Raw genomic sequence first — 19728 nt, 5'->3', positions numbered from 1 at the left:
CTCTTACCTCTGAAAGCCGCAGCCCACGCAATCCGTAGCTTTGACGCTGCCCATCAAAAACATTATTCAGTTAAGTTATAACTATAATTTTAAACATTACTTTAAGAGATAAGCCTCTGGCCCCGATGATTCAGCCACACACCTGAATCGAGACCCCAGGAGTTTTTATCAATGGGTAATGTCCAGTCGGCCGTCAGGGCCTACGACCAGCCATGGGGCCCGGCCCCGGGCGACCTGGTCGAGCTTGGACGCACGCTTCGCCTGCCACTGGGCCAGCTGCGCCTGCAACGCACGCCGGTCAGCGGGCTCAAGCGCCGCGACAAGCTGGTGCTCGGCCTGCTAGTGCTGGCCCTGCATGGCGCAGCTGGGTATTGGGTCAGCCAGGCACCCACGCCAGTGCTGCCGGTGGTGCCGCCGCAGGTGCCGCCCATGACCATCGAATTCGCCGCGCCGGCACCGCCCGTGGTCGAACCGCCGCCGCCAGCCCCTGCGCCGCCCGTTGTCGTGCCACCGCCACCGGCAGTCGACGAACTGGCCGCCAAGCCCAAACCCAAGCCCAAGCCCGTGCCCAAGCCAGTGGTCAAGCAAGCGCCGAAGCCCCAGCCCAAACCGGTCGAAGCACCACCCCCGAGGCCGGTCGCGGCGCCGGCCCCGCCTGCTCCGGCACCACCTGCCCCGGCCCCGATAACCCCGGCTTCGGCAAACGCCGCGTACCTGAAAAACCCGGCACCGGAGTATCCGCAGATGGCCCAGCGTCGTGGCTGGGAAGGCACCGTGCTATTGCGCGTAGAGGTGCTGCCCAGCGGCAAGCCCGGGCAAATTCAGATCCAGAAGAGCAGCGGCCGCGATGCCTTGGATGCCGCTGCGCTAGCCGCGGTCAAGCGCTGGAGCTTCGTGCCTGCCAAGCAGGGCGACGTGGCCCAGGCCGGCTGGGTCAGCGTGCCGATCGATTTCAAGCTTCGCTAACTTTTTCGCAGAACACAGGAAGACATCATCATGAGCCTGCTGGCATCCCCCCTTGAGTCCGTTGAAAGCGCAGTCATCTGGCTGCTGGTTGGTTTCTCTGTCGTCACGTGGGGGCTTGCCCTGGTCAAGGTCGCGCAGTTCGTGCGGCTGAAGAACCAGGACAAACGCTTCCACCAGCAGTTCTGGGCTGCCTCCAGCCTGGACTCGGCGGCACAACTCAGCCACGAGCTGCCTGGCCCGGCTGCCCGCGTGGCCCAGTCTGGTTACGCTGCAATCGCCGTGGGCGAAACCCAGGCCAATGACCTGAGCCACGCCATCAACCACCAGGACCGCCTGGAGCGCGCGTTGCGCCAGCAAATCGTGCGTGAGCGCCGCTCGCTGGAAACCGGCCTGGCAGTGGTTGCCAGTATCGGCAGCACGTCGCCCTTCATCGGCCTGTTCGGCACCGTGTGGGGTATCATGGAAGCGCTCAAGGGTATCAGCGCGGCCGGCTCTGCCAGCCTGGAAACCGTGGCCGGGCCGATTGGTGCTGCACTGGTGGCAACCGGTGTAGGTATCGCCGTCGCGGTGCCGGCGGTGCTGGTGTACAACTATTTCCTGCGCCGCCTCAAGCTGACGGCTGCCGACCTGGATGACTTTGCCCACGACTTCTACAGCCTGGCGCAGAAGAGCGCCTTCCGCGTGCTGGTGCACCCGGCTGTGCACAAAGCCCAGGCCGGTTTCACCCAGCCGGTGAAGGAGGCGTCCTGATATGGCCTTTTCGACCCAGGACAGCGACGAAGTCCTCAGTGAAATCAATGTCACGCCTTTGGTAGACGTCATGCTGGTGCTGCTGGTGGTGTTCATCGTCACCGCGCCGCTGCTGACCAACGCCATCCCTATCAATCTGCCCAAGACCGAGGCCGTGGCCCCGGTGGAGCAGAAGGACCCGCTGGTGGTCAGCATTGACGGTGAAGGCAAGCTGTTCATCAACAAGGACCAGATCCAGCCCGACCTGCTGGAAACCAACCTCAGGGCTGCCAAGGACAAGGACGCGGACGTGCGTGTGCAACTGCAGGCCGATGACGGCGTGAACTACGGCGAAGTGGCGCGGGCCATGGCAGCCATCGAACGTGCGGGGATCAGCAAACTGGCAGTGATAACCGCGCGCTGATACCTGCAAAACCTCTTCAGGCAAGTGCTTATGGGCCACATCTCTTGGCAGGGGTTGGCCCTCTTTTTTTTGCCTGATCCGGGTGGGAGCGGGCGTGCCCGCGAACACGGGCGAAGCCCGTGCCATCCACCGCGGTGCTTGCTTCGCGGGCATGCCCGCTCCCACAGGGATCGCACACGCTATCTGTTGTTTGGTTATTAATAAATAGCTTCTTATTCCTTTACGAATATAACTCCCTCCCTATACTTGTCTCCAAGCACGCAAACTTACTGGAGGCGTCCCCATGCGCAATGAGTCGATTCGTTACCTGATTGTGCCGGGCTGGCAAGGATCGCCAGACAACCATTGGCAAAGTCACTGGCAGCGCACCCTGCCCAACAGTGCGCGGGTCGAGCAGCACGACTGGCTCACCCCGCAACGGCAGGACTGGGTCCAGGCGCTGGAGCAGGCGATCGCCGCCGAGCGCTCGCCGGTGATCCTGATTGCCCACAGCCTTGGCTGCGTCACTGTCGCCCATTGGGCTGCGCAGGCCAGCCCGGCCTTGCGGCGGCAGGTGCGGGGTGCATTGCTGGTGGCACCGGCAGACGTCGAACGGCCGACCTGTGCGCCGGCCCTGCGCAACTTTGCGCCGATCCCGACCGAAGCCTTGCCATTCCCCAGCCAGGTCGTCAGCTCTGACAACGACCCTGCCGTAAGCGTGCCGCGGGCGCTGTACCTGGCCCAGGCGTGGGGCGCCGAAGCGGGGTTGCTGAGCAACGCCGGGCACATCAACGTCAAGTCCGGCCATGAGCGTTGGGAACAAGGTTTCGCCTACTTGTATCGCTTGCAAAGCCGGGTCGAGCAGCGCGCACTGCGTCGCGCCTGATAGGCCTTAGCGTTTTCCGTTTACCTGACGCCCGGCCAATGAAGGCCTGGGGCGGGAGTTCGTCATGACGTTTCAAAACCCGTTTGGCCAGCCACTGCTGACCTTCCCCGAGCTGGACAAGAGCCCGCTGAGCATCCGCGCCAAGGCGCTGGTGTTCATAGACCCACGCTCGCAGCAACTGCGCGAGGACCTTGAGCGCCTGGCGCCGCAACCCTTGCCGGTGCTGATCCGTGGCGAGACTGGCACCGGGAAGGAGCTGCTCGCGCGGCAGATTCACCGCGCCAGCGACCGGGGCGGGCTATTCGTGTCGGTCAACTGCGCAGCTATCAGCCCCACCTACGCCGACGCCGAGTTGTTCGGCTACAGCGCCGGCACCCATGGCGGCACGGCCAGCAGCCGCGCTGGGTGGTTCGGCTCGGCCAACGGCGGCACGCTGTACCTGGACGAGATTGCCGACTTGCCGCTGGCCATCCAGGGCAAGCTGCTGGCGGCCCTGGAGAACCGCGAGGTCATAAGGGTGGGCGCGCAACAGCCGCAGCCGGTGGATGTGCGCCTGGTGGCCGCCAGCAGCATCGACCTGGCACGGGTAGTGCGTGCGGGGCGCTTTAACGAACGCCTTTACCAATACCTGCGCGAAGGGGCTTTGGAGCTGCCCCCGTTGCGCGAGCGGCCGGGCGATATCCTGCCGCTGGCCGAGTATTTCGTGGGCATCTACAGTGTGCGCCTGCAGCGCCCTGTGCCCTTGGTAAGCGAGGCTGCGCAGCACGTGCTGGAGGCCCATCCATGGCCTGGCAACACCCGCGAGCTCGAGAACGTCATCCACTTTGCCTTGCTGGTGAATGACGGTGTTGAGATCCAGCCTGAAGATCTCGATCTGCTCAAGCACGCGCGCTAGACATCACTCATAAGCAAAGTGACTGGTGGCATTTTGGTTTTGGAATAAGCAGCTAAGTAAAAGATATTGTTACGGAATAAAAAATCTAGGTATTGTCCGCCTCATGCCCGCTGGTGAATCGGTTGGGCACCCCATTCGCCATCGCTGATGGCCCAGAATCAGAACAAGGACCACCATGAAGAAGACCCTGCTCACCACTGCCCTGGCCGCTGCCCTGTCGTTCTCCGGCCTGGCCGCCGCTGCCGAGAAACTGGTGGTTGCTGCTACCCCGGTACCCCATGCCGAAATCCTCGAGCTGATCAAGCCGACCCTGGCGAAAGAAGGCGTGGACCTGCAGATCAAGGTCTTCACCGACTACGTCCAGCCGAACGTGCAGGTTGACCAGAAGCGCCTGGATGCCAACTACTTCCAGACCCTGCCGTACCTGAAGAGCTTCAACGAAGGCAAGGGCACCCACCTGGAGACAGTGGTCGGCGTGCACGTCGAGCCGTTCGGTGGTTACTCGAAGAAGGTCAAGAGCCTTAGCGAGCTGAAGGACGGCGCTACCGTGGCTATCCCGAACGAGGGGAGCAACAGCGGCCGTGCGCTGATCCTGCTGCAGAAGGCTGGCCTGATTACCCTCAAAGACCCGAAAAACGCCCTGGCTACCCCCAAGGACATCGCCGAGAACCCGAAGAAGCTGAAGTTCCGCGAGCTTGAGTCGGCCATGCTGCCGCGCGTGCTGGACCAGGTGGACCTGGACATGATCAACACCAACTACGCCCTGGAAGCCGGCCTGAATCCGGCCAAGGATGCGCTGGTGATCGAAGGTGCCGACTCGCCGTACGTGAACTTCCTGGTTGCCCGCCCGGACAACAAGGATAGCGAGGCCATGCAGAAACTGGCCAAGGCGCTGACCAGCCCGGAAGTGAAAGCATTCATCGCCAAGAAGTACCAGGGTGCTGTGCTGCCGGCGTTCTGATCCGGTTGCAGGTCCTGGCATGACCAACGCCGACACGCTTGTGTCGGCGTTTTGTTTCGGGGCCGCTCTGCGGCCCATTCGCGGCGCAAGGCCGCACAACAATGCGCGGCGTACGCCGAACCACCCGCGCCAGTAGTACCCTCAGAATCATCCGCCTGGTATCAATCGCAAGGTACTTTGCGCCGGAATCACCCCCATCTGCGCTCGCTGATACTGCCCCTGCACATACCCCTCGGCCTGGTCCGAGTAATGCCGGTCAAATGGCACGCCACTCTGCCCGACCGGGTTGCTGGTCAGCGCCTGCCCGGCATCGGCAAAGTCGATCAACCGTCGGGTAGACGGCCCATAGGTCACCGGCCATGGCGCCGGGCCAATCTTTGCCGAGAGGTTGTTGGGTACCTCGTGGGTACCTGGCGCAGCGAACGCACCAACGTTGAACAGCAGGTTCAGCGGCTTTTTCACCCCCAGTGGATGGTTGTGGGTCAGGGTATGGGCCTTTCCCCACTGCCAGCGCGCCGGGTCGTTGCCCAGCGTATCGCGCAGGTGCTTCAGGCTGTTCTGCCATGCCGTACGCACCACCGCCGTACGGTCGGTACGCTGGTTGCCACCACGGGTGTTCCACCAAGGTGAATCGGCATCTGCCGCCAGCCGCGGCAGGGCGTCGTCGATGGCTCGGGTGCTGATCAGTACCGGGAACCAGGTGTCGCCCAGTTCGTCATGCAGGGCCGCGAACGCCAATTCGTAGAGAAACTGGTTGAACAGCGTGGCAGTGGTCGAGTCCAGCGGGTAGTCGCCAGCCCAGGCCGCCAGTTGCTCGACCAGCTCCTTCTCTTCGTCATCTACGGCTATACCGCGCAGGGTTGCCAGCAGTGGGGCCAGGGTACGCGGGCCATAGTCGCTGGCGGTGTCCAGTTGTAGCGCCTGGCTGTTCTGGGTGTCCCACTTCACGTCAGGGTTGGCCAGGTAGCGATCGAGCTGGCGGCCACGGTCGGGCAGGTTGTAGTAACCCGGTACCGGCACCGCCGCTGGCGGCTGGTAGTTGGCCGAGACGATGTAGCCTTGTGTTGGGTTCTCTTGCTGCGGGTTGACGCTGAACGGATAGAAACCGAGCTTGTCGGCTTGCGTGCTGGCGCCGTCGAGGATGAACGCCGGGTCGACGCCGTCCGGGCGTATCGGTAGCTTCGCCGCCGCCCACCAGCCAATATCGCCGCGGGCGTTGGCCCAGACAAAGTTCAGGCCTGGTGCGTGAACCTTGCCTGCGGCCTCACGCATCTTGGCCAGGGTGTCGGCGCGGTTGAGCTGGTAGAAGCCGTCGAGGATAGGGTTTTCGGTTTCCAGGAACGCCCACCACATGGCGATTGGCGTGGCCCCGGCGGTGTTGCCCAGCACGTCGTTGACGATCGGGCCATGGGGCGAGCGGCGCAGGCTGATGGTGACCGGCGTTTCGCCTTTGACCGCAATCTGCTGCTCGGTTGTTTCCAGCGCCTGCCATTTACCGCCGACCATGACTTGGTTGGGGTCGGCCGGGTTGCTGCGCTCGGCGATCAGGTCGACGTCATCGTTCTGGAACATGGTCAGGCTCCAGCCGAAGTCGCGGTTGTGGCCGAGCAGAGCGAATGGGTTGAGCGCCTGGAAGTAGCCATAGAGGTTGAAGCCGGGCGCCGAAAGCTCAGCCTCGTACCACACCGCTGGCACCGCGAAGCTGATGTGTGGGTCGCCGGCCAGCAATGGCTTGCCACTGCGGGTGCGGCTGCCTGAAACGGCCCATGCGTTGCTGCCTTCGAACTGGGGGATGCCGGCGTCGGTCAGCGCTTCGTGGCTCAGGCGGGCGAGGGCTTCCAGGGTGCGCCAGTCGGCCGCGGCCAGCGGCTTGCCCAGCGCCCCGTCGGGTTGCCAGCCTTGGACGAAGACGTTCAGGTAGTCGGGGCCCAGCTGATCCCGGATGTAGGTCAGCGCCGGTTCGGTGCGGAACGCTGCGGCAAAACTGTAGGCCAGGTAGCCGGCGATGCTCAGTGTGTCCTCGGCGGTGAACGGGCGTGGGGGGATGCCGAGCAGGTCGAATTCCATCGGCTTGGGGTGGCTGGCCTGCCAACTGTTGACCCCCTCCAGGTAGGCTTGCAGGGCCTGCCCGGCGGGCGACTGCGGGTCCTGACGCTTGGCCATCAGCGCGGCCTGCTCGCGTATGCGCAGGCTGCGGAACAGGGTATCGGTGGGCAGCAGCTTGTTGCCCAGTACTTCGGCCAGCTCGCCACGCGCCAGGCGGCGCATGATCTCCATCTGGAACAACCGGTCCTGGGCATGCACGTAGCCCAGGGCGCGGTACAGGTCTGGCTCGCTCTGTGCCTGCAGGTGCGGCACGCCACGGGCGTCATAGCGTACGCTGACCGGCGCCTGCAGGCCGGCGATGGCGACCTCGCCGTCGCGTCGCGGCAGCTTGCCCTGTACGTACCAGTAACCGGCGCCGGCGGCCACGGCAACCACCACGGCCAGCAGGGTCAGGCTGCGCTTCATGCAGACTCCTTGTGCGTTCAAGCAGAAAATAGGGTCCGATCATCGGTGGATTCGCGAACAGAGCATAGCCCCCCAAAGGAGTTTCCATGTCCCTCAGCGAAAAACAGAAAATGCTCACCGGCCAGCTCTACCACGCTGGCTGCCCCGAGCTGCAAGCCGAGCAGATCGCCAACAAGCACTGGATGAATCACTACAACGGCAGTGTCGAACTGCTGAATGATGCGCGTCATGGGCTGTTGGTCGAGCACTTCAATCAGGCCGGCGAAGGCACAGTGATTCGCCCGCCGTTCTATTGCGACTACGGCTACAACATCAGTGTCGGCCGCAATACCTTCGTGAACTTCAACTGCGTGATCCTCGACGTGGTGCCCGTGCGTATCGGCGACCACTGCCAGATCGGCCCCAATGTGCAAATCTACGCGGCGGACCATCCGCTTGACCCTGAAGTGCGGCGCAGTGGCCTGGAGAGTGGGCGGCCTGTGACGATCGGCGACAACGTGTGGATTGGCGGTGCGGCGATCATCCTGCCGGGGGTGACCATTGGCGACAATGCTGTGGTCGGCGCTGGCAGCGTGGTAACCCGGGACGTGCCGGCGGGTGCGACGGTGGTGGGTAACCCTGCGCGGGTGCGTCAGCCCGCCCAAGGGCAGTAGCAGCCCACGGCCAGGGTATTGGAGGCGCTGACCTGGCGGCCGTCGAGCAGGGCCCTGAGGATTGGTTCGATGAAGCTGTTGCTGGCGTTGCACACCGCGCCTTCGCTGTACGGGCCAAAGTAGGCCAGGCGGCCTTGCTGGTCCCAGATGGCTACGGCCGGGGAAGCGGGCAGGTGCTGGCTGCCGGGCAGATCGGTGATGGGTTGCAAGCTGCTGAGGTTAGCGGGTAGCTGGCCGTGGCTACCGGGCTTTTGCAGCACGTGGAAGGTAACGCCGTGGCCTGCGAACTGGCTCACCAGGTCGCCCAGGTGCTGTTGGTTGCCGACATTGCACGGGCACGCCGGGTCCCAGAAATGCACCACACGAACCGGGCCGGGGCCGGCCAGCCCTACAGGTAGTTGCAGTTGGCTGCCGTCGAACAGCGTGGCCTGGTTGTCGAACGGGCGCAGGTAGCGGGCCTGGAAGGTGGTGTAGGCCTGCCAGAGGATGACTGCGCCGACCAACAAGGCGATTACCGTGCACAGCGGTTTGATGATTCGGCTATTCATGAAGAGTCGATGGCCCTTTGTGGGAGCAGGCTTTGTGCAAGACAGTTGATCCAACAGTTTGATCGGTGATGATTGTGCAAAGGTGAGCAAGCTTGCCATGGCGCCGGCCAGAGCTGAAGATTCCAGATCAATACTTGCATCAATGTGGATGTACCCGATGCCCCCTGCCTTTCACCCCGACCGCCTGCGCACCAGCCTGGCGCCGTTCACCACTCGCCAGCCTCTGTCGGCACAAGCGCAGGACTACCAGCGTTTCTATGGCCTGAACCTGCCGGCACACAGCTGGCTGGGCAGCTTTCAGGCCGCGGGGTTCGACCTGGTCGCGCAGGCATGGCTGCCCGAGCAGCCAAGCGCGACGCTGTTCCTGTTGCACGGCTATTACGACCACATGGGCCTGTACCGGCACGTGATCGAGTGGGCGCTCAAGCAGGGTTTTGCGGTAGTCAGCTGCGACCTGCCCGGCCATGGGTTGTCCAGCGGCGAGCGCGCCAGTATCAGTGACTTTGCGGTGTATCAGCAGGTGCTGGAGGCCCTGTTCTACCAGGCGAGTACGTTGCAGCTACCGCACCCGTGGCACCTGTGCGGGCAAAGCACCGGCGGCGCGATTGCCGTGGATCATCTGCTGTACCAGGGCGCGCGCAGCCCTGTCGATGGCCAGGTCATCCTGCTGGCCCCGCTGGTGCGGCCTTGTTCCTGGCGTTGGTCGAAGTTCAGCTATCGCGTGCTGCGCCACTTCGTCAACGGCATCGAGCGGCGCTTCAGCGAGAACACCAACGATCCGGCCTTTCTGCCGTTTCTTGAGGCAGACCCGCTGCAACCGCGCCGGCTACCAACCGCCTGGGTGGGCGCCTTGATCGCCTGGGTCAAACGCATCGAGGCCGCGCCACGCAGTACGCGGCGGCCATTGATCGTGCAGGGTGAGGCCGATGGTACGGTGGACTGGCCCTACAACCTTGAAGTGCTGAAGGCCAAATTCGCCGAGCCGCAGATACTGATGCTGCCCGAAGCGCGTCACCATCTGGCCAACGAGCTGCCGGGCATTCGCCAGCGCTACTTCCACTTCATCGACCAGCACCTTGGCTGATCACTTCAGGTCGTTGCTGCTCTGGCCAACCGCCAGGCCGGCACGCACAGCGGCCAAGGCAGCCTGGTAATAGGCCTTGCCGTCGGGGGATTCGGCAAAAGTGGCGAACTCTTCCAGCTCGGCGTCGGTCAGGTCGCGGTAGACGTAGAGAAGGGTGTTGTTGAGGTCTTCGCCAATCTGCCCCATCAACCGCTGGCGCTGGCCGTCGAGCAGGCCCTGGGCCTGACCGCCGCCGAACAGGCCGGGGATCATCGAGCTCAGGCTGTCGGCGGCCACGCCGGCAATGGCCAGGCTGACTTCGGCACCGGCCTCACGTGCTGGCAGGGCCTGGGCCAGATGGCCGATGACCAGCAGGCGGTCGTCGCTGGCCTGGATTTTCGGCAGGCCCTTGGCATTTTTGGCCAGTTCGTCCTTGCGCGTGGCCCTGAGCTCGGCCGCCACCACCTTGCGCCCCAGAGGCGACTGGAAGAACGCCAGGGCCGGTGCTGGGTTGGCCAGGCTGGCGCGCAGTTTTGCCTGGGCGCGACGGTCCACCGCCTGGGCCTGGAAGCGCTGGTTGCTGTTGTTGACCAGCGCCTGGTACACGGCGGGTGGCAAACTGTTGCGATAGCGCTGCTGGGCGGCGGTCAGGGCATCGTTGAAGTGGGCGCGCTGGTCGGGCCAGCCGGCAGCCTTGTACAGTTGATCCAGGTTGTCTGCCCAGACAGGCGTGGTGCAGATCATCAGCAGAATCAGGGAAAACAGACGGCGCATTCAGGACTCCTGTCGGCAGGTGGCTATTGTCCTTGGCCCGGCGCCGGTTTGTCGAGATATCCGCGTGTTTCTCGGCCAAGTGGCGCTGTGCGCCGACAAGGCGAATGGATATGATGCGCGCCATGCACACTTCCCCTGAAAACCCGATGCTTGCGGCCGTCGTAGACGATTTGGCCACCCATGGCTGGTCCCAGCAGGCGCTCTTCCTGCCTGGCGGCCTGGTGCGCGCGCTGGCGGCCGAGTGCCGGCGCCGTGACGCCGAAGGCGAACTCAACCCGGCCGGGGTGGGGCGCGGTGATGCCCAGGAGGTGCGCGAGACCATTCGCGGCGACCAGATCCAGTGGATCGACCCCGGGCAGGCCGAGGCTTGCGACCAGTACCTGGGCGCCATGGACCAGTTGCGCCAGGCCATCAACCAGGGGCTGTTCCTCGGTCTGGAAGACTTCGAGTGCCACTTTGCCTTGTACCCGCCGGGGGCATTCTACCGCCGCCACCTGGACCGCTTTCGCGACGACGACCGGCGCATGGTCTCGGCGGTGCTTTATCTGAACGAGGGCTGGCAGCCGCAGGATGGCGGGCAGTTGCGCATGTTCCTCGCGGACGGTATCGAGCATGATGTCGAGCCGGTGGCGGGTTGCCTGGTGGTGTTCCTGTCGGGCGAGGTGCCTCACGAAGTACTGCCGGCCGGGCGCGAACGGCTATCGTTGACCGGCTGGTTCAGGCGGCGGGGCAATGACCCGTTCTGATTTGCCCAAGGTGCTTGTCAGTGCCTGCCTGTTGGGGCAGCCGGTGCGCTATGACGGCCGGGCCAGTGGCCACCCTGACCTGTTGCAGCAGTGGCAGGCCGAAGGGCGCGTGGTGCCATTGTGCCCGGAAGTCGCCGGGGGGTTGCCGACCCCGCGCCCGCCAGCGGAGATCCCGGGTGGGCAGGGCGGCAAGGTGCTTGATGGTGACGCGCAGGTGATTACCGTGACGGGTGAAAATGTCACTGCCGAGTTTCTGGCCGGTGCGCAGCTGGCGCTGGAGCTGGTGCGGCGGCATGGCATTGGCGTCGCGGTGCTGAAGTCGGGCAGCCCTTCATGTGGCAACCGGCTGACCTATGACGGCACGTTCAGTGGGGTGAAGGTGACGGGCGAAGGGGTGACCACGGCATTGCTGCGGCGGGCGGGGGTGCAGGTGTTCAGCGAGCTGGAGCTGGAACAGGCGCAGCGGGCCCTGGCTGAGCTTTCAGGTTAAACCTGTGCCGGCCCTTTCGCGGGTGAGCCCGCTCCCACGGGGATAGCACGCACCCCCGCGAAGAGGCCAGTACAGGCGATAAGAATCTTACTGCCCGGCTGCAGTCTCCTGCACACCCTTGAACCACTTCTGCTCTAGCTCGGCAGTGCGGCCGCTGTCCTTCAACCGCTGCAGGGCATTGTTCACTGCACTTTCAAAAGCCGGGTTGTCCTTCTGGAACGGGATCACCAGTTTCTGCTCGCCAAACGGCTGGCTCACATCGAGCGGGCCGTCAACGGTGAGCGATTCAATAGACGGTGTGAGTGCGATGTCGTACTTGCCGCTTTCGACACCGGGCAGCACATCGGCTGCAGCGGCCTCGACGAACTCGGCGCGCAAGTCCAGCTCCTTGGCCAGGTCCTGGCCAAACTCAATGTCGAAACCGGTCAGGTGGTCGTCTTGCTTAAAGGCGTAAGGCTGGTTGTTGGCCTGTACGGCAATGCGCAGTTCACCCCGGTCGGCGATTTCGTCGATCAGCTCCGCTTGGGCCAATGGACTGATCAGTACTGCCAGCAGTACCCCTATGGTCGAGCGCATGAATGCCCCTTTTCTTTTCGCAGATGAGTAACTTTCGCCAGGGCTTTATTCCTCGCCGTGGTCGAGCGCAGCCTATGACCCCTAAGCCTCGGCATTGTTTAACCCTGACGGAAATATTTCTGTCAGGCAATGTGAACATCTTGGCGAATATTTCAACTAAGGTGAAACACCGCTGCCGCTGGACTATGGCGGCGGTCAATAAGTGAATCACAGGAGAAGTGAATGAACAGCCTATTTTCGCGTGCTGCCGTAGCCGGTCTGCTGATGGGAGTGTCGGTGTTCGCCAGTGCCGCAGATGCCCTGAAGAGCCAGGAGCCGCCCAAGGATGCCAAGGTCGTCATCGTCTCCCCCGCCGATGGCGCTACGGTCGACAAGACCTTTACCGTCAAGTTCGGCATCGAGGGCATGGGCCTGAAGCCGGCCGGTGACCAGACCCCGCACACTGGCCATCACCACCTGCTGGTGGATGTGGACAAAGAGCCGGTAGCCGACATGCCGCTGCCGACCAGCCTGATGCCAGAGGCCGGCACCGCACTGCCAGCAGGCCCGCAGGTGCTGCACTTCGGTCAGGCACAGACTGAAACCAGCATCACCCTGACCCCGGGCAAGCACACCCTGCAGCTGGTGCTGGGTGACCGGTACCACGTGCCGTTCAAGCCGAGCGTCGAGTCGAAGAAAATCACTGTCGAAGTGAAATGAAAAAAGGGAGGCCACCAGGGCCTCCCTTCTTCATGCAGCAAGCAAACTTAGAACAGGACGCGGGAACGGATGGTGCCCTTGACCTGTTGCAGTTTCTCTTGCGCCAGGTCGGAGTACTCGGCGTCAACGTCGATTACCACGTAACCGACTTTCTCGTTGGTCTGCAGGAACTGACCGGAGATGTTGATGCCGTTCTCGGCGAAGACCTTGTTGATCTCGCTGAGGACGCCCGGGATGTTTTCGTGGATGTGCAGCAGACGGTGCTTGCCTGGGTGAGCCGGCAGGGCCACTTCCGGGAAGTTGACCGAGGACACCGAGGTACCGTTGTCGCTGTACTTGACCAGCTTCTCGGCCACTTCCAGGCCGATGTTGGCCTGGGCTTCGGCGGTGGAACCACCAATGTGCGGGGTCAGGATCACGTTGTCCAGGCCACGCAGCGGGCTTTCGAACTCTTCGTCGTTGGAGCGCGGCTCGACCGGGAACACGTCGATGGCAGCGCCGATCAGGTGCTTGTCCTTGATGGCGGCGGCCAGGTGGTCCAGTTCGACCACGGTGCCACGGGCGGCGTTGATCAGGATTGCGCCCTTCTTCATTGCACGGATTTCCTTCTCGCCGATCATCCACTGGGTGGATGGCAGCTCAGGCACGTGCAGCGAAACGATGTCGGCCAGGCCCAGCAGCTCGTTCAGGCTGGTGACCTGTACGGCGTTACCCAGCGGCAGCTTGGTCAGTGGGTCGAAGAAATAAACCTGCATGCCCAGGTTCTCGGCCAGTACCGACAGCTGGGTACCGATCGAGCCATAGCCGACGATGCCCAGTTTCTTGCCGCGGATTTCGAACGAGTTGGCCGCGCTCTTGATCCAGCCGCCACGGTGGCAGGAGGCGTTTTTCTCAGGGATGCCGCGCAGCAGCAGGATGGCTTCGGCCAGCACCAGCTCGGCTACCGAACGGGTGTTCGAGTAAGGCGCGTTGAACACGGCGATACCGCGCTCGCGGGCAGCTGCCAGGTCAACCTGGTTGGTGCCGATGCAGAAGCAGCCCACAGCGACCAGTTTCTTGGCGCAGTCGAAGATCTCTTCGGTGAGCTGAGTGCGCGAACGGATGCCGATGAAGTGGGCATCGGCGATCTTTTCCTTCAGCTCGGCTTCCGGCAACGAACCAGTGAGGTATTCGATGTTGGTGTAGCCGGCGGCCTTGAGGGTATCGACCGCGTTCTGGTGCACACCTTCAAGAAGAAGGAACCGGATCTTGCTCTTGTCGAGAGAAGTCTTGCTCATCTGCGTAAACCTGTATCCCGGAGAAAAAATGGCGAGGAGTGATGCCAGGCGCGAGGGCAGCCTTAGCATGAACAGCGGGAGGGCTATGCTAGCATACGCGACACAATCTGAGCTTATCCCGACAGGTGAAGAGTGCTCAGGGTGACTATGAATAAGTCGAGAGTTCCAGCGATGACCCACCCCGCTGTTATTGAAGAACTGATGACCCTGGTCGACCCTGGCAAGGTCCTGACCGACGCGGCTTCTCTCGAAGCCTACGGTAAGGATTGGACCAAGCATTACCCGCCAGCCCCCAGTGCCATCGTCCTGCCCAAGACGGTCGAGCAGGTCCAGGCGATCGTACGCTGGGCCAATACGCACAAGGTGGCGCTGGTGCCGTCGGGCGGGCGCACCGGGCTTTCTGCGGGCGCCGTGGCGGCCAATGGCGAGTTTGTGGTCGCCTTCGACTATATGAACCAGATTCTCGACTTCAATGCCTTCGACCGCACCGTGGTCTGCCAGCCTGGGGTGATCACCCGTCAGCTGCAAGCCTACGCTGAAGAGCAAGGTCTGTATTACCCGGTGGACTTCGCTTCCAGCGGCTCCAGCCAGATAGGCGGCAACATCGGCACCAATGCCGGCGGGATCAAGGTGATTCGCTACGGCATGACCCGCAACTGGGTGGCCGGGCTGAAAGTGGTCACCGGCAAGGGTGAGTTGCTGGAGCTGAACAAGGGCCTGATCAAGAACGCGACCGGCTACGATCTGCGCCATATGTTCATCGGCGCCGAAGGCACACTGGGCTTCGTGGTCGAGGCCACCATGCGCCTGGACCGCGCCCCGCGCAACCTCACTGCCATGGTGCTGGGCACGCCGGACTTCGACTCGATCATGCCGGTGCTGCACGCTTTCCAGGGCAAGCTGGACCTCACTGCCTTCGAATTCTTCTCCGACAAAGGCCTGGCCAAGATCCTCGCGCGTGGGGATGTGCCAGCGCCGTTCGCGACCGACTGCCCGTTCTATGCCCTGCTGGAGTTCGAAGCCAGCACCGAGGAAGTGGCCAACCAGGCCCTGGCAACCTTCGAGCACTGCGTCGAGCAGGGCTGGGTGCTGGACGGGGTGATGAGCCAGAGCGAGACCCAGCTGAAAAACCTGTGGAAGCTGCGCGAGTACCTGTCGGAAACCATTTCGCACTGGACCCCGTACAAGAACGACATCTCCGTCACGGTATCGAAGGTACCGGCGTTCCTGCGCGATATCGATGCCATCGTCGCCGAGCATTACCCGGATTACGAAGTGGTGTGGTACGGCCATATCGGCGACGGCAACCTGCACCTGAACATCCTCAAGCCAGAGCACATGAGCAAGGACGACTTCTTCGCCTCGTGCACCAAGGTCAACAAGTGGGTATTCGAGATCGTCGAGCGCTACAACGGCTCGATCTCTGCCGAGCATGGCGTGGGCATGACCAAGCGCGACTACCTGGGCTACAGCCGCTCAGCCGAAGAAATTGCCTGCATGAAGGCAATAAAGGCCGTGTTCGACCCTAACGGCATCATGAATCCGGGTAAGATCTTCGCTCCTGAACAAAAGCAGTAATCAAAGGAGTCGGCCATGAGTTACCAGCACCAGTACGTAGACGGCACACGCATCCACTTCCCGCTGGGCAAGGTGGTGTGCATCGGCCGGAACTATGCAGAGCATGCCAAGGAACTGGATAACCCGATCCCCACCGAGCCGCTGCTGTTCATCAAGCCGGGGAGCTGCGTGGTGCCGGCCGAGGGCGGTTTCAAGATCCCGGCGGACCGCGGCTCGGTGCACTACGAGGCAGAAATTGCCGTGCTGCTGGGCAAGCCACTGTCGACCCATCCGACCGAAGAAGAGGTCCTGGACGCCATTTCCGGTTACGCCCCGGCGCTGGACCTGACCCTGCGCGACGTGCAGGCCAAGCTGAAAGAGAAGGGCCTGCCGTGGGAGCTGGCCAAAAGCTTCGACGGCGCCTGCGTGTTGCCGCCATTCGTCTCGGCTGCCAGCTTCGAGGATCTGACCGACATCCCGGTGCGCCTGACCGTGAACGGCGAAGTGCGCCAGGACGGCAACAGCGCGATGATGCTCAACCCTATCGTGCCGATGATTCAGCACATGGCGGCGCATTTCTCACTGCAGGCGGGAGATGTAATCCTGACCGGTACCCCGGCGGGCGTGGGACCGTTCAATGTCGGGGATGAACTGGTGCTCGAGCTGCCGGGTGTGAGCCGCTTCGAAAGCCGGGTGCTTTGAGCCAAGACCGGGCAGGTCTCTTCGCGGGCAAGCCCGCGAAGAGGACGGCCCTGTTTACCGATTTTTCACACCTCATCCGGATAATGCGCGCACCTACGTCCATTTCCCCAGGATCACCGCATGCCATCCTCCTCCAGCGTCCCGGTCACCCCTAAGCGTCGTTTCTACCTGCGCTGGCCCTTCGGCCTGGCCGTGGCGGCAGTGATCGGCTATGGCGTGGCCGTGGCCATGCACTGGGATGACCGCGGTGCACTGTGGGTAAGAGAAAGCTTCGAAAGCACCGCCGAGCGTAGCGAAAGCGTGTGGTTGCCGGATTACCAGGTCGATATCAATGCCAAGGCGTTACCGGGCATGGACGATGATGAAGCTTCGGATGTGGCTTTCAATCCGCACACCCGCACCCTGTTCGCGGTGATGGGCAAGAACCCGTTTCTGGTCGAGCTGAATCTGGATGGCGATGTACTGCGCAAGATCCCGCTCAACGGCTGGAACAACCCGGAAGGCGTCGCCGTGCTGGAAGACGGTTACCTGGCCATCACCGATGAGCGCCTGCACGACCTGACCTTGGTCAAGGTGGATGCACAAACGGCTTCACTTAATCACGATGACTTCAAAAGCTACGACCTGGGCCGGTCGGTAAAGAGCAACAAGGGCTTCGAGGCTGTAGCCTGGGACCCACTGCGCCAGCGCCTGATCATCGGCGAGGAGCGCCCGCCCAAGCTGTACACCTGGAACACCGATGGCCGCAGCCCGCTCAAGGGTGACAAGCAGCCGCTGCCCAGCGATGAACTCGACCTGCGCAATCTTTCGGCGCTGGGTGTCGACCCGCGCACCGGCCACCTGCTGGTGTTGTCGGCCGACTCCAACATGCTGTTGGAACTGGACGAGCAGGGCCAGCAGGTCAGCTTCATGACCTTGCTCGGCGGCTTCAATGGCCTTGATGACACCATTCCGCGTGCCGAGGGAGTGGCCATGGATGACAAGGGCAACCTGTACATGGTCAGCGAGCCGGCGTTGTTCTATCGCTTCAGGAAAAACTGACAGCAGTTTCAGGCTTTTCGGATGCTGGCATTAAGCTTTACTTCAGTTGTTCGTGGTTAGATTCGCCATCCTTGTGTCGAGTCTGTCTTTATGCGTCGTTGCGTTCGCTTTTTTCTTGCCGTGGCCGTTGTCGGCCTTTTCCTGCTTGGCTGGGCCGGGCAGGAGTTTCGTCTGTACGAGCGTGGTTGGTTCAACCTCAAGACCTGGTGGCAGCCTGCCGAGCAAAGCATTGGCCTGGACCGCTACCGGGTGGTGGTGGAGGCGCAGCCGATCGAAGGGCTGGATGACGACGTATCGGCGCTGACCTACGACCCCGACCGCAAGACCCTGTTCACCGTCACCAATGCCCGTTCGGAGCTGATCGAACTGTCGCTGGATGGGCGTATTTTACGCCGCGTACCGCTGACCGGCTTCGGTGACCCGGAAGCCGTGGAGTATGTAGGGCCAAACAGCTACGTGATCACCGACGAGCGCCAGCAGCGGCTGATCCGCGTGCGCCTGGACGACGATACGCTGTTTCTCGATGCCGGCGATGCCGAGCAGCTCAGCCTGGGCATTGGCCTGAACGGCAACAAAGGTTTCGAGGGGCTGGCCTATGATTCGGCTGGCAAGCGCCTTTTCGTAGCCAAGGAGCGTGACCCGATGCTGATCTACGAAGTGCACGGCTTCCCGCATGACACCCCGGAAAAACCCTACGCCGTGCATGTGGTGCAGGACCGCAAGCGCGATTCACGGCTGTTTGTGCGGGACCTGTCGAGTTTGCAGTTCGATGAGCGCAGCGGGCATTTGCTGGCATTGTCGGACGAGTCGCGGCTGGTGCTTGAGCTGGATGTCGAGGGGCGGCCGTTGAGTACCTTGTCGTTGCGCAAGGGCTTCCAGGGGTTGCAGGCGACGGTGCCGCAGGCGGAGGGGATTGCGATGGATGAGGCCGGGACCATCTATCTGGTCAGTGAGCCGAACCTGTTCTATGTGTTCAGGCAGCCGACTGATTGATCGCCTGTCAGGGCCTATTCGCGGGTAAACCCGCTCCTACAGGTATCGCCACGGTTCCAGGCCTGTGGGGTACCTGTGGGAGATTCTATGGTTTTCAGCAAGCCAATTTCCGGCTTTTGGTGACGTATTCGCCCTGATCTCGCATCAGGGCGAATGCGACGCGAGCGAGCTTGCGAGCCAAGATCACTAGTGCCTGGGTCGTTGCTTTACCGTTGCTCCGATACTGCTCATACACGTCCTTCCAGGTAGTTGACCTACTGGCCGACATCGCTGCGTTATGCAACAAACGACGAATCTCCGAACAGCCTCGCTTTGTAAGGCGGCGGCGTCCATTCTTTTGCCCGGAGTCATTCACTCGCAGGTCCATCCCCAAGAAGGCGATGTAAGCGTCACTGCTTTTGAATTCGCCTCTGATAAACGCCATTACCAGTGCTGACGCTGTGAGAAAACCAATACCTTCCACGGCCTGGCAGCGAATAACCTGTTCAAGCAGCCCTGCCTCTCGCAATACTTCTTTGATCTTCTTTTGTATCAGCAAGTCCAGCCGTTCTATCGACTTGACGAAGGTTTCGAAGGCTGCTTTCAACAGGCCCTCGTTAGCCCAGCTCTGCGTCATTGCAGTACGGGCCGATACCAGCGCAGCCCTGCGCCGCAGAAGGCTCTGCAGCTTGCCGTAGACGGCGGGAGGCGGGGTCCAAGGGCGAAGATCCTCACCCTCGTTTTTCAGAAAACGGGACAGCAACCGCGCATCGGACGGGTCAGTTTTGACTCGGCCGCCAACACTCTTGCGATAGTTACTCAGTTGAAATCCATCAATGACATAAACATCAAAGCCCATGCCGTGGGCTAGCTCGACCAGATCCAAGTGATAGATGTTGGTCGCTTCAACGGCGATAGCCGTGTTCAGTGGCTGCTGCTTGAGCCACTTATTGATTTCAGATTTGGAGTTTTTCAGCTTGATGATCTCATCACGCTCCTCGTGATGGATCACCAATTCAGCTTTTGCAACGTCCGCTCCAATGATCGACTTCACTACCTGCATTGCCATCGGCGGCTCTCCACGTTATGGTTTTTCGGCTTGAAGGGCTTTCACCAAGAGGCGCTGGCTTGCTTCTATCGTCGCTTGCAAACGATGCATTCTTTATCGGCGCTTTGGTGGAAGGGGTGGGGCGATGTCTCCCACGGTCTGTACTGCTCGTAACAGTCAGAATCGGGCATTTAGTCCCACCACCCCTTCAAGTCTAACCATACAAGCGGG

Annotated in this window: 21 protein-coding genes; 15 read left to right on the top strand and 6 right to left on the bottom strand. The window is 62.3% G+C overall.

Annotated elements, in window-relative coordinates; genetic code table 11:
* Positions 1-171 precede the first annotated feature (171 nt).
* From E8E68_RS05875 to E8E68_RS05850, 6 genes are all read left to right on the top strand, one after another.
* Positions 172-966 carry an energy transducer TonB gene (locus tag E8E68_RS05875; RefSeq protein WP_266029007.1) on the top strand — a complete coding sequence of 265 codons (795 nt, stop codon included), beginning with the start codon at positions 172-174 and terminating at the stop codon, positions 964-966.
* A gap of 30 nt (positions 967-996) precedes the next feature.
* Positions 997-1716, top strand: coding sequence for a MotA/TolQ/ExbB proton channel family protein (locus E8E68_RS05870; RefSeq protein WP_266029008.1), 720 nt, complete (start codon positions 997-999; stop codon positions 1714-1716).
* A 1-nt stretch (position 1717) separates the two neighbouring features.
* Positions 1718-2119 carry a biopolymer transporter ExbD gene (locus tag E8E68_RS05865; RefSeq protein ID WP_266029009.1) on the top strand — a complete coding sequence of 134 codons (402 nt, stop codon included), beginning with the start codon at positions 1718-1720 and terminating at the stop codon, positions 2117-2119.
* A 283-nt stretch (positions 2120-2402) separates the two neighbouring features.
* Positions 2403-2984: an alpha/beta hydrolase gene (locus E8E68_RS05860; RefSeq protein ID WP_266029010.1), complete on the top strand. Its 582-nt coding sequence runs from the start codon at positions 2403-2405 to the stop codon at positions 2982-2984.
* A gap of 64 nt (positions 2985-3048) precedes the next feature.
* On the top strand, positions 3049-3879 hold the full coding sequence (locus tag E8E68_RS05855; protein WP_266029011.1) for a sigma 54-interacting transcriptional regulator: 831 nt from the start codon (positions 3049-3051) through the stop codon (positions 3877-3879).
* 175 nt (positions 3880-4054) lie between these two features.
* A complete protein-coding gene (locus E8E68_RS05850; RefSeq protein WP_266029012.1) occupies positions 4055-4840 on the top strand; it encodes a MetQ/NlpA family ABC transporter substrate-binding protein in 786 nt (261 codons plus the stop codon).
* Between the two features lie 147 nt (positions 4841-4987).
* On the opposite strand, the gene E8E68_RS05845 is transcribed toward E8E68_RS05850, so the two are convergent.
* On the bottom strand, positions 4988-7351 hold the full coding sequence (locus tag E8E68_RS05845) for a penicillin acylase family protein (RefSeq protein WP_266029013.1): 2364 nt from the start codon (positions 7349-7351) through the stop codon (positions 4988-4990).
* An 86-nt stretch (positions 7352-7437) separates the two neighbouring features.
* Here E8E68_RS05845 and E8E68_RS05840 point away from each other — a divergent pair, with 86 nt between their 5' ends.
* Entirely contained in the window at positions 7438-8004 is a 567-nt protein-coding gene (locus E8E68_RS05840; RefSeq protein ID WP_266029015.1) for a sugar O-acetyltransferase, read from the top strand.
* Here the strand turns inward: E8E68_RS05840 and E8E68_RS05835 are convergent.
* Positions 7983-8552 (bottom strand): DUF6436 domain-containing protein, encoded by a 570-nt coding sequence (locus tag E8E68_RS05835; RefSeq protein ID WP_266029016.1) that lies wholly within the window; start codon positions 8550-8552, stop codon positions 7983-7985. The genes E8E68_RS05840 and E8E68_RS05835 overlap by 22 nt on opposite strands.
* Positions 8553-8709: 157 nt before the next feature.
* Here E8E68_RS05835 and E8E68_RS05830 point away from each other — a divergent pair, with 157 nt between their 5' ends.
* Positions 8710-9636 carry an alpha/beta hydrolase gene (locus E8E68_RS05830; protein WP_266029017.1) on the top strand — a complete coding sequence of 309 codons (927 nt, stop codon included), beginning with the start codon at positions 8710-8712 and terminating at the stop codon, positions 9634-9636.
* Here E8E68_RS05830 and E8E68_RS05825 read toward each other — a convergent pair whose 3' ends face one another.
* Positions 9637-10389, bottom strand: coding sequence for a hypothetical protein (locus E8E68_RS05825; RefSeq protein WP_280340183.1), 753 nt, complete (start codon positions 10387-10389; stop codon positions 9637-9639).
* Positions 10390-10502: 113 nt separating this feature from the next.
* On the opposite strand from E8E68_RS05825, the gene E8E68_RS05820 reads away from it, so the two are divergent.
* Together E8E68_RS05820 and E8E68_RS05815 are read left to right on the top strand one after the other, a co-directional pair.
* Positions 10503-11135, top strand: a complete 633-nt coding sequence (locus E8E68_RS05820) for a 2OG-Fe(II) oxygenase (protein WP_266029113.1) — start codon at positions 10503-10505, stop codon at positions 11133-11135.
* Positions 11122-11625, top strand: coding sequence for a DUF523 domain-containing protein (locus E8E68_RS05815; RefSeq protein ID WP_266029018.1), 504 nt, complete (start codon positions 11122-11124; stop codon positions 11623-11625). Before E8E68_RS05820 ends, E8E68_RS05815 begins: the two co-directional genes overlap by 14 nt.
* Positions 11626-11712: 87 nt before the next feature.
* Here the strand turns inward: E8E68_RS05815 and E8E68_RS05810 are convergent, their stop codons facing one another.
* Positions 11713-12201, bottom strand: coding sequence for a transporter substrate-binding domain-containing protein (locus E8E68_RS05810; protein WP_266029019.1), 489 nt, complete (start codon positions 12199-12201; stop codon positions 11713-11715).
* Between the two features lie 222 nt (positions 12202-12423).
* On the opposite strand from E8E68_RS05810, the gene E8E68_RS05805 reads away from it, so the two are divergent.
* A complete protein-coding gene (locus tag E8E68_RS05805; protein WP_280340180.1) occupies positions 12424-12900 on the top strand; it encodes a DUF4399 domain-containing protein in 477 nt (158 codons plus the stop codon).
* Positions 12901-12947: 47 nt separating this feature from the next.
* On the opposite strand, the gene serA is transcribed toward E8E68_RS05805, so the two are convergent.
* Entirely contained in the window at positions 12948-14177 is a 1230-nt protein-coding gene (gene serA / locus E8E68_RS05800; protein ID WP_110747083.1) for a phosphoglycerate dehydrogenase, read from the bottom strand.
* Positions 14178-14348: 171 nt separating this feature from the next.
* Here serA and E8E68_RS05795 point away from each other — a divergent pair, with 171 nt between their 5' ends.
* From E8E68_RS05795 to E8E68_RS05780, 4 genes are all read left to right on the top strand, one after another.
* Positions 14349-15755, top strand: coding sequence for an FAD-binding oxidoreductase (locus E8E68_RS05795; RefSeq protein ID WP_280340177.1), 1407 nt, complete (start codon positions 14349-14351; stop codon positions 15753-15755).
* Positions 15756-15770: 15 nt separating this feature from the next.
* Positions 15771-16436 (top strand): fumarylacetoacetate hydrolase family protein, encoded by a 666-nt coding sequence (locus E8E68_RS05790; RefSeq protein WP_266029022.1) that lies wholly within the window; start codon positions 15771-15773, stop codon positions 16434-16436.
* A gap of 120 nt (positions 16437-16556) precedes the next feature.
* Positions 16557-17477, top strand: a complete 921-nt coding sequence (locus E8E68_RS05785) for an SdiA-regulated domain-containing protein (RefSeq protein WP_266029023.1) — start codon at positions 16557-16559, stop codon at positions 17475-17477.
* 90 nt (positions 17478-17567) lie between these two features.
* Positions 17568-18470 (top strand): SdiA-regulated domain-containing protein, encoded by a 903-nt coding sequence (locus E8E68_RS05780; RefSeq protein ID WP_110747092.1) that lies wholly within the window; start codon positions 17568-17570, stop codon positions 18468-18470.
* A 94-nt stretch (positions 18471-18564) separates the two neighbouring features.
* Here the strand turns inward: E8E68_RS05780 and E8E68_RS05775 are convergent, their stop codons facing one another.
* Positions 18565-19518: an IS110 family transposase gene (locus tag E8E68_RS05775; RefSeq protein ID WP_280340090.1), complete on the bottom strand. Its 954-nt coding sequence runs from the start codon at positions 19516-19518 to the stop codon at positions 18565-18567.
* Positions 19519-19728: the final 210 nt, after the last annotated feature.

It is taken from the genome of Pseudomonas sp. BN607, from assembly GCF_029871175.1.
Taxonomy (GTDB): Bacteria; Pseudomonadota; Gammaproteobacteria; order Pseudomonadales; family Pseudomonadaceae; genus Aquipseudomonas.
Note: the sequence above shows the minus strand (reverse complement) of the source record. Positions and strands in the feature narration are given on the sequence as shown.

Coding starts and splice junctions, on each gene's coding strand:
- E8E68_RS05875 (WP_266029007.1), top strand. CDS start 172: ATGGGTAATGTCCAGTCGGCCGTCAGGGCCTACGACCAGCCATGGGGC.
- E8E68_RS05870 (WP_266029008.1), top strand. CDS start 997: ATGAGCCTGCTGGCATCCCCCCTTGAGTCCGTTGAAAGCGCAGTCATC.
- E8E68_RS05865 (WP_266029009.1), top strand. CDS start 1,718: ATGGCCTTTTCGACCCAGGACAGCGACGAAGTCCTCAGTGAAATCAAT.
- E8E68_RS05860 (WP_266029010.1), top strand. CDS start 2,403: ATGCGCAATGAGTCGATTCGTTACCTGATTGTGCCGGGCTGGCAAGGA.
- E8E68_RS05855 (WP_266029011.1), top strand. CDS start 3,049: ATGACGTTTCAAAACCCGTTTGGCCAGCCACTGCTGACCTTCCCCGAG.
- E8E68_RS05850 (WP_266029012.1), top strand. CDS start 4,055: ATGAAGAAGACCCTGCTCACCACTGCCCTGGCCGCTGCCCTGTCGTTC.
- E8E68_RS05845 (WP_266029013.1), bottom strand. CDS start 7,351: ATGAAGCGCAGCCTGACCCTGCTGGCCGTGGTGGTTGCCGTGGCCGCC.
- E8E68_RS05840 (WP_266029015.1), top strand. CDS start 7,438: ATGTCCCTCAGCGAAAAACAGAAAATGCTCACCGGCCAGCTCTACCAC.
- E8E68_RS05835 (WP_266029016.1), bottom strand. CDS start 8,552: ATGAATAGCCGAATCATCAAACCGCTGTGCACGGTAATCGCCTTGTTG.
- E8E68_RS05830 (WP_266029017.1), top strand. CDS start 8,710: ATGCCCCCTGCCTTTCACCCCGACCGCCTGCGCACCAGCCTGGCGCCG.
- E8E68_RS05825 (WP_280340183.1), bottom strand. CDS start 10,389: ATGCGCCGTCTGTTTTCCCTGATTCTGCTGATGATCTGCACCACGCCT.
- E8E68_RS05820 (WP_266029113.1), top strand. CDS start 10,503: ATGCGCGCCATGCACACTTCCCCTGAAAACCCGATGCTTGCGGCCGTC.
- E8E68_RS05815 (WP_266029018.1), top strand. CDS start 11,122: ATGACCCGTTCTGATTTGCCCAAGGTGCTTGTCAGTGCCTGCCTGTTG.
- E8E68_RS05810 (WP_266029019.1), bottom strand. CDS start 12,201: ATGCGCTCGACCATAGGGGTACTGCTGGCAGTACTGATCAGTCCATTG.
- E8E68_RS05805 (WP_280340180.1), top strand. CDS start 12,424: ATGAACAGCCTATTTTCGCGTGCTGCCGTAGCCGGTCTGCTGATGGGA.
- serA (WP_110747083.1), bottom strand. CDS start 14,177: ATGAGCAAGACTTCTCTCGACAAGAGCAAGATCCGGTTCCTTCTTCTT.
- E8E68_RS05795 (WP_280340177.1), top strand. CDS start 14,349: ATGACCCACCCCGCTGTTATTGAAGAACTGATGACCCTGGTCGACCCT.
- E8E68_RS05790 (WP_266029022.1), top strand. CDS start 15,771: ATGAGTTACCAGCACCAGTACGTAGACGGCACACGCATCCACTTCCCG.
- E8E68_RS05785 (WP_266029023.1), top strand. CDS start 16,557: ATGCCATCCTCCTCCAGCGTCCCGGTCACCCCTAAGCGTCGTTTCTAC.
- E8E68_RS05780 (WP_110747092.1), top strand. CDS start 17,568: ATGCGTCGTTGCGTTCGCTTTTTTCTTGCCGTGGCCGTTGTCGGCCTT.
- E8E68_RS05775 (WP_280340090.1), bottom strand. CDS start 19,518: ATGGCAATGCAGGTAGTGAAGTCGATCATTGGAGCGGACGTTGCAAAA.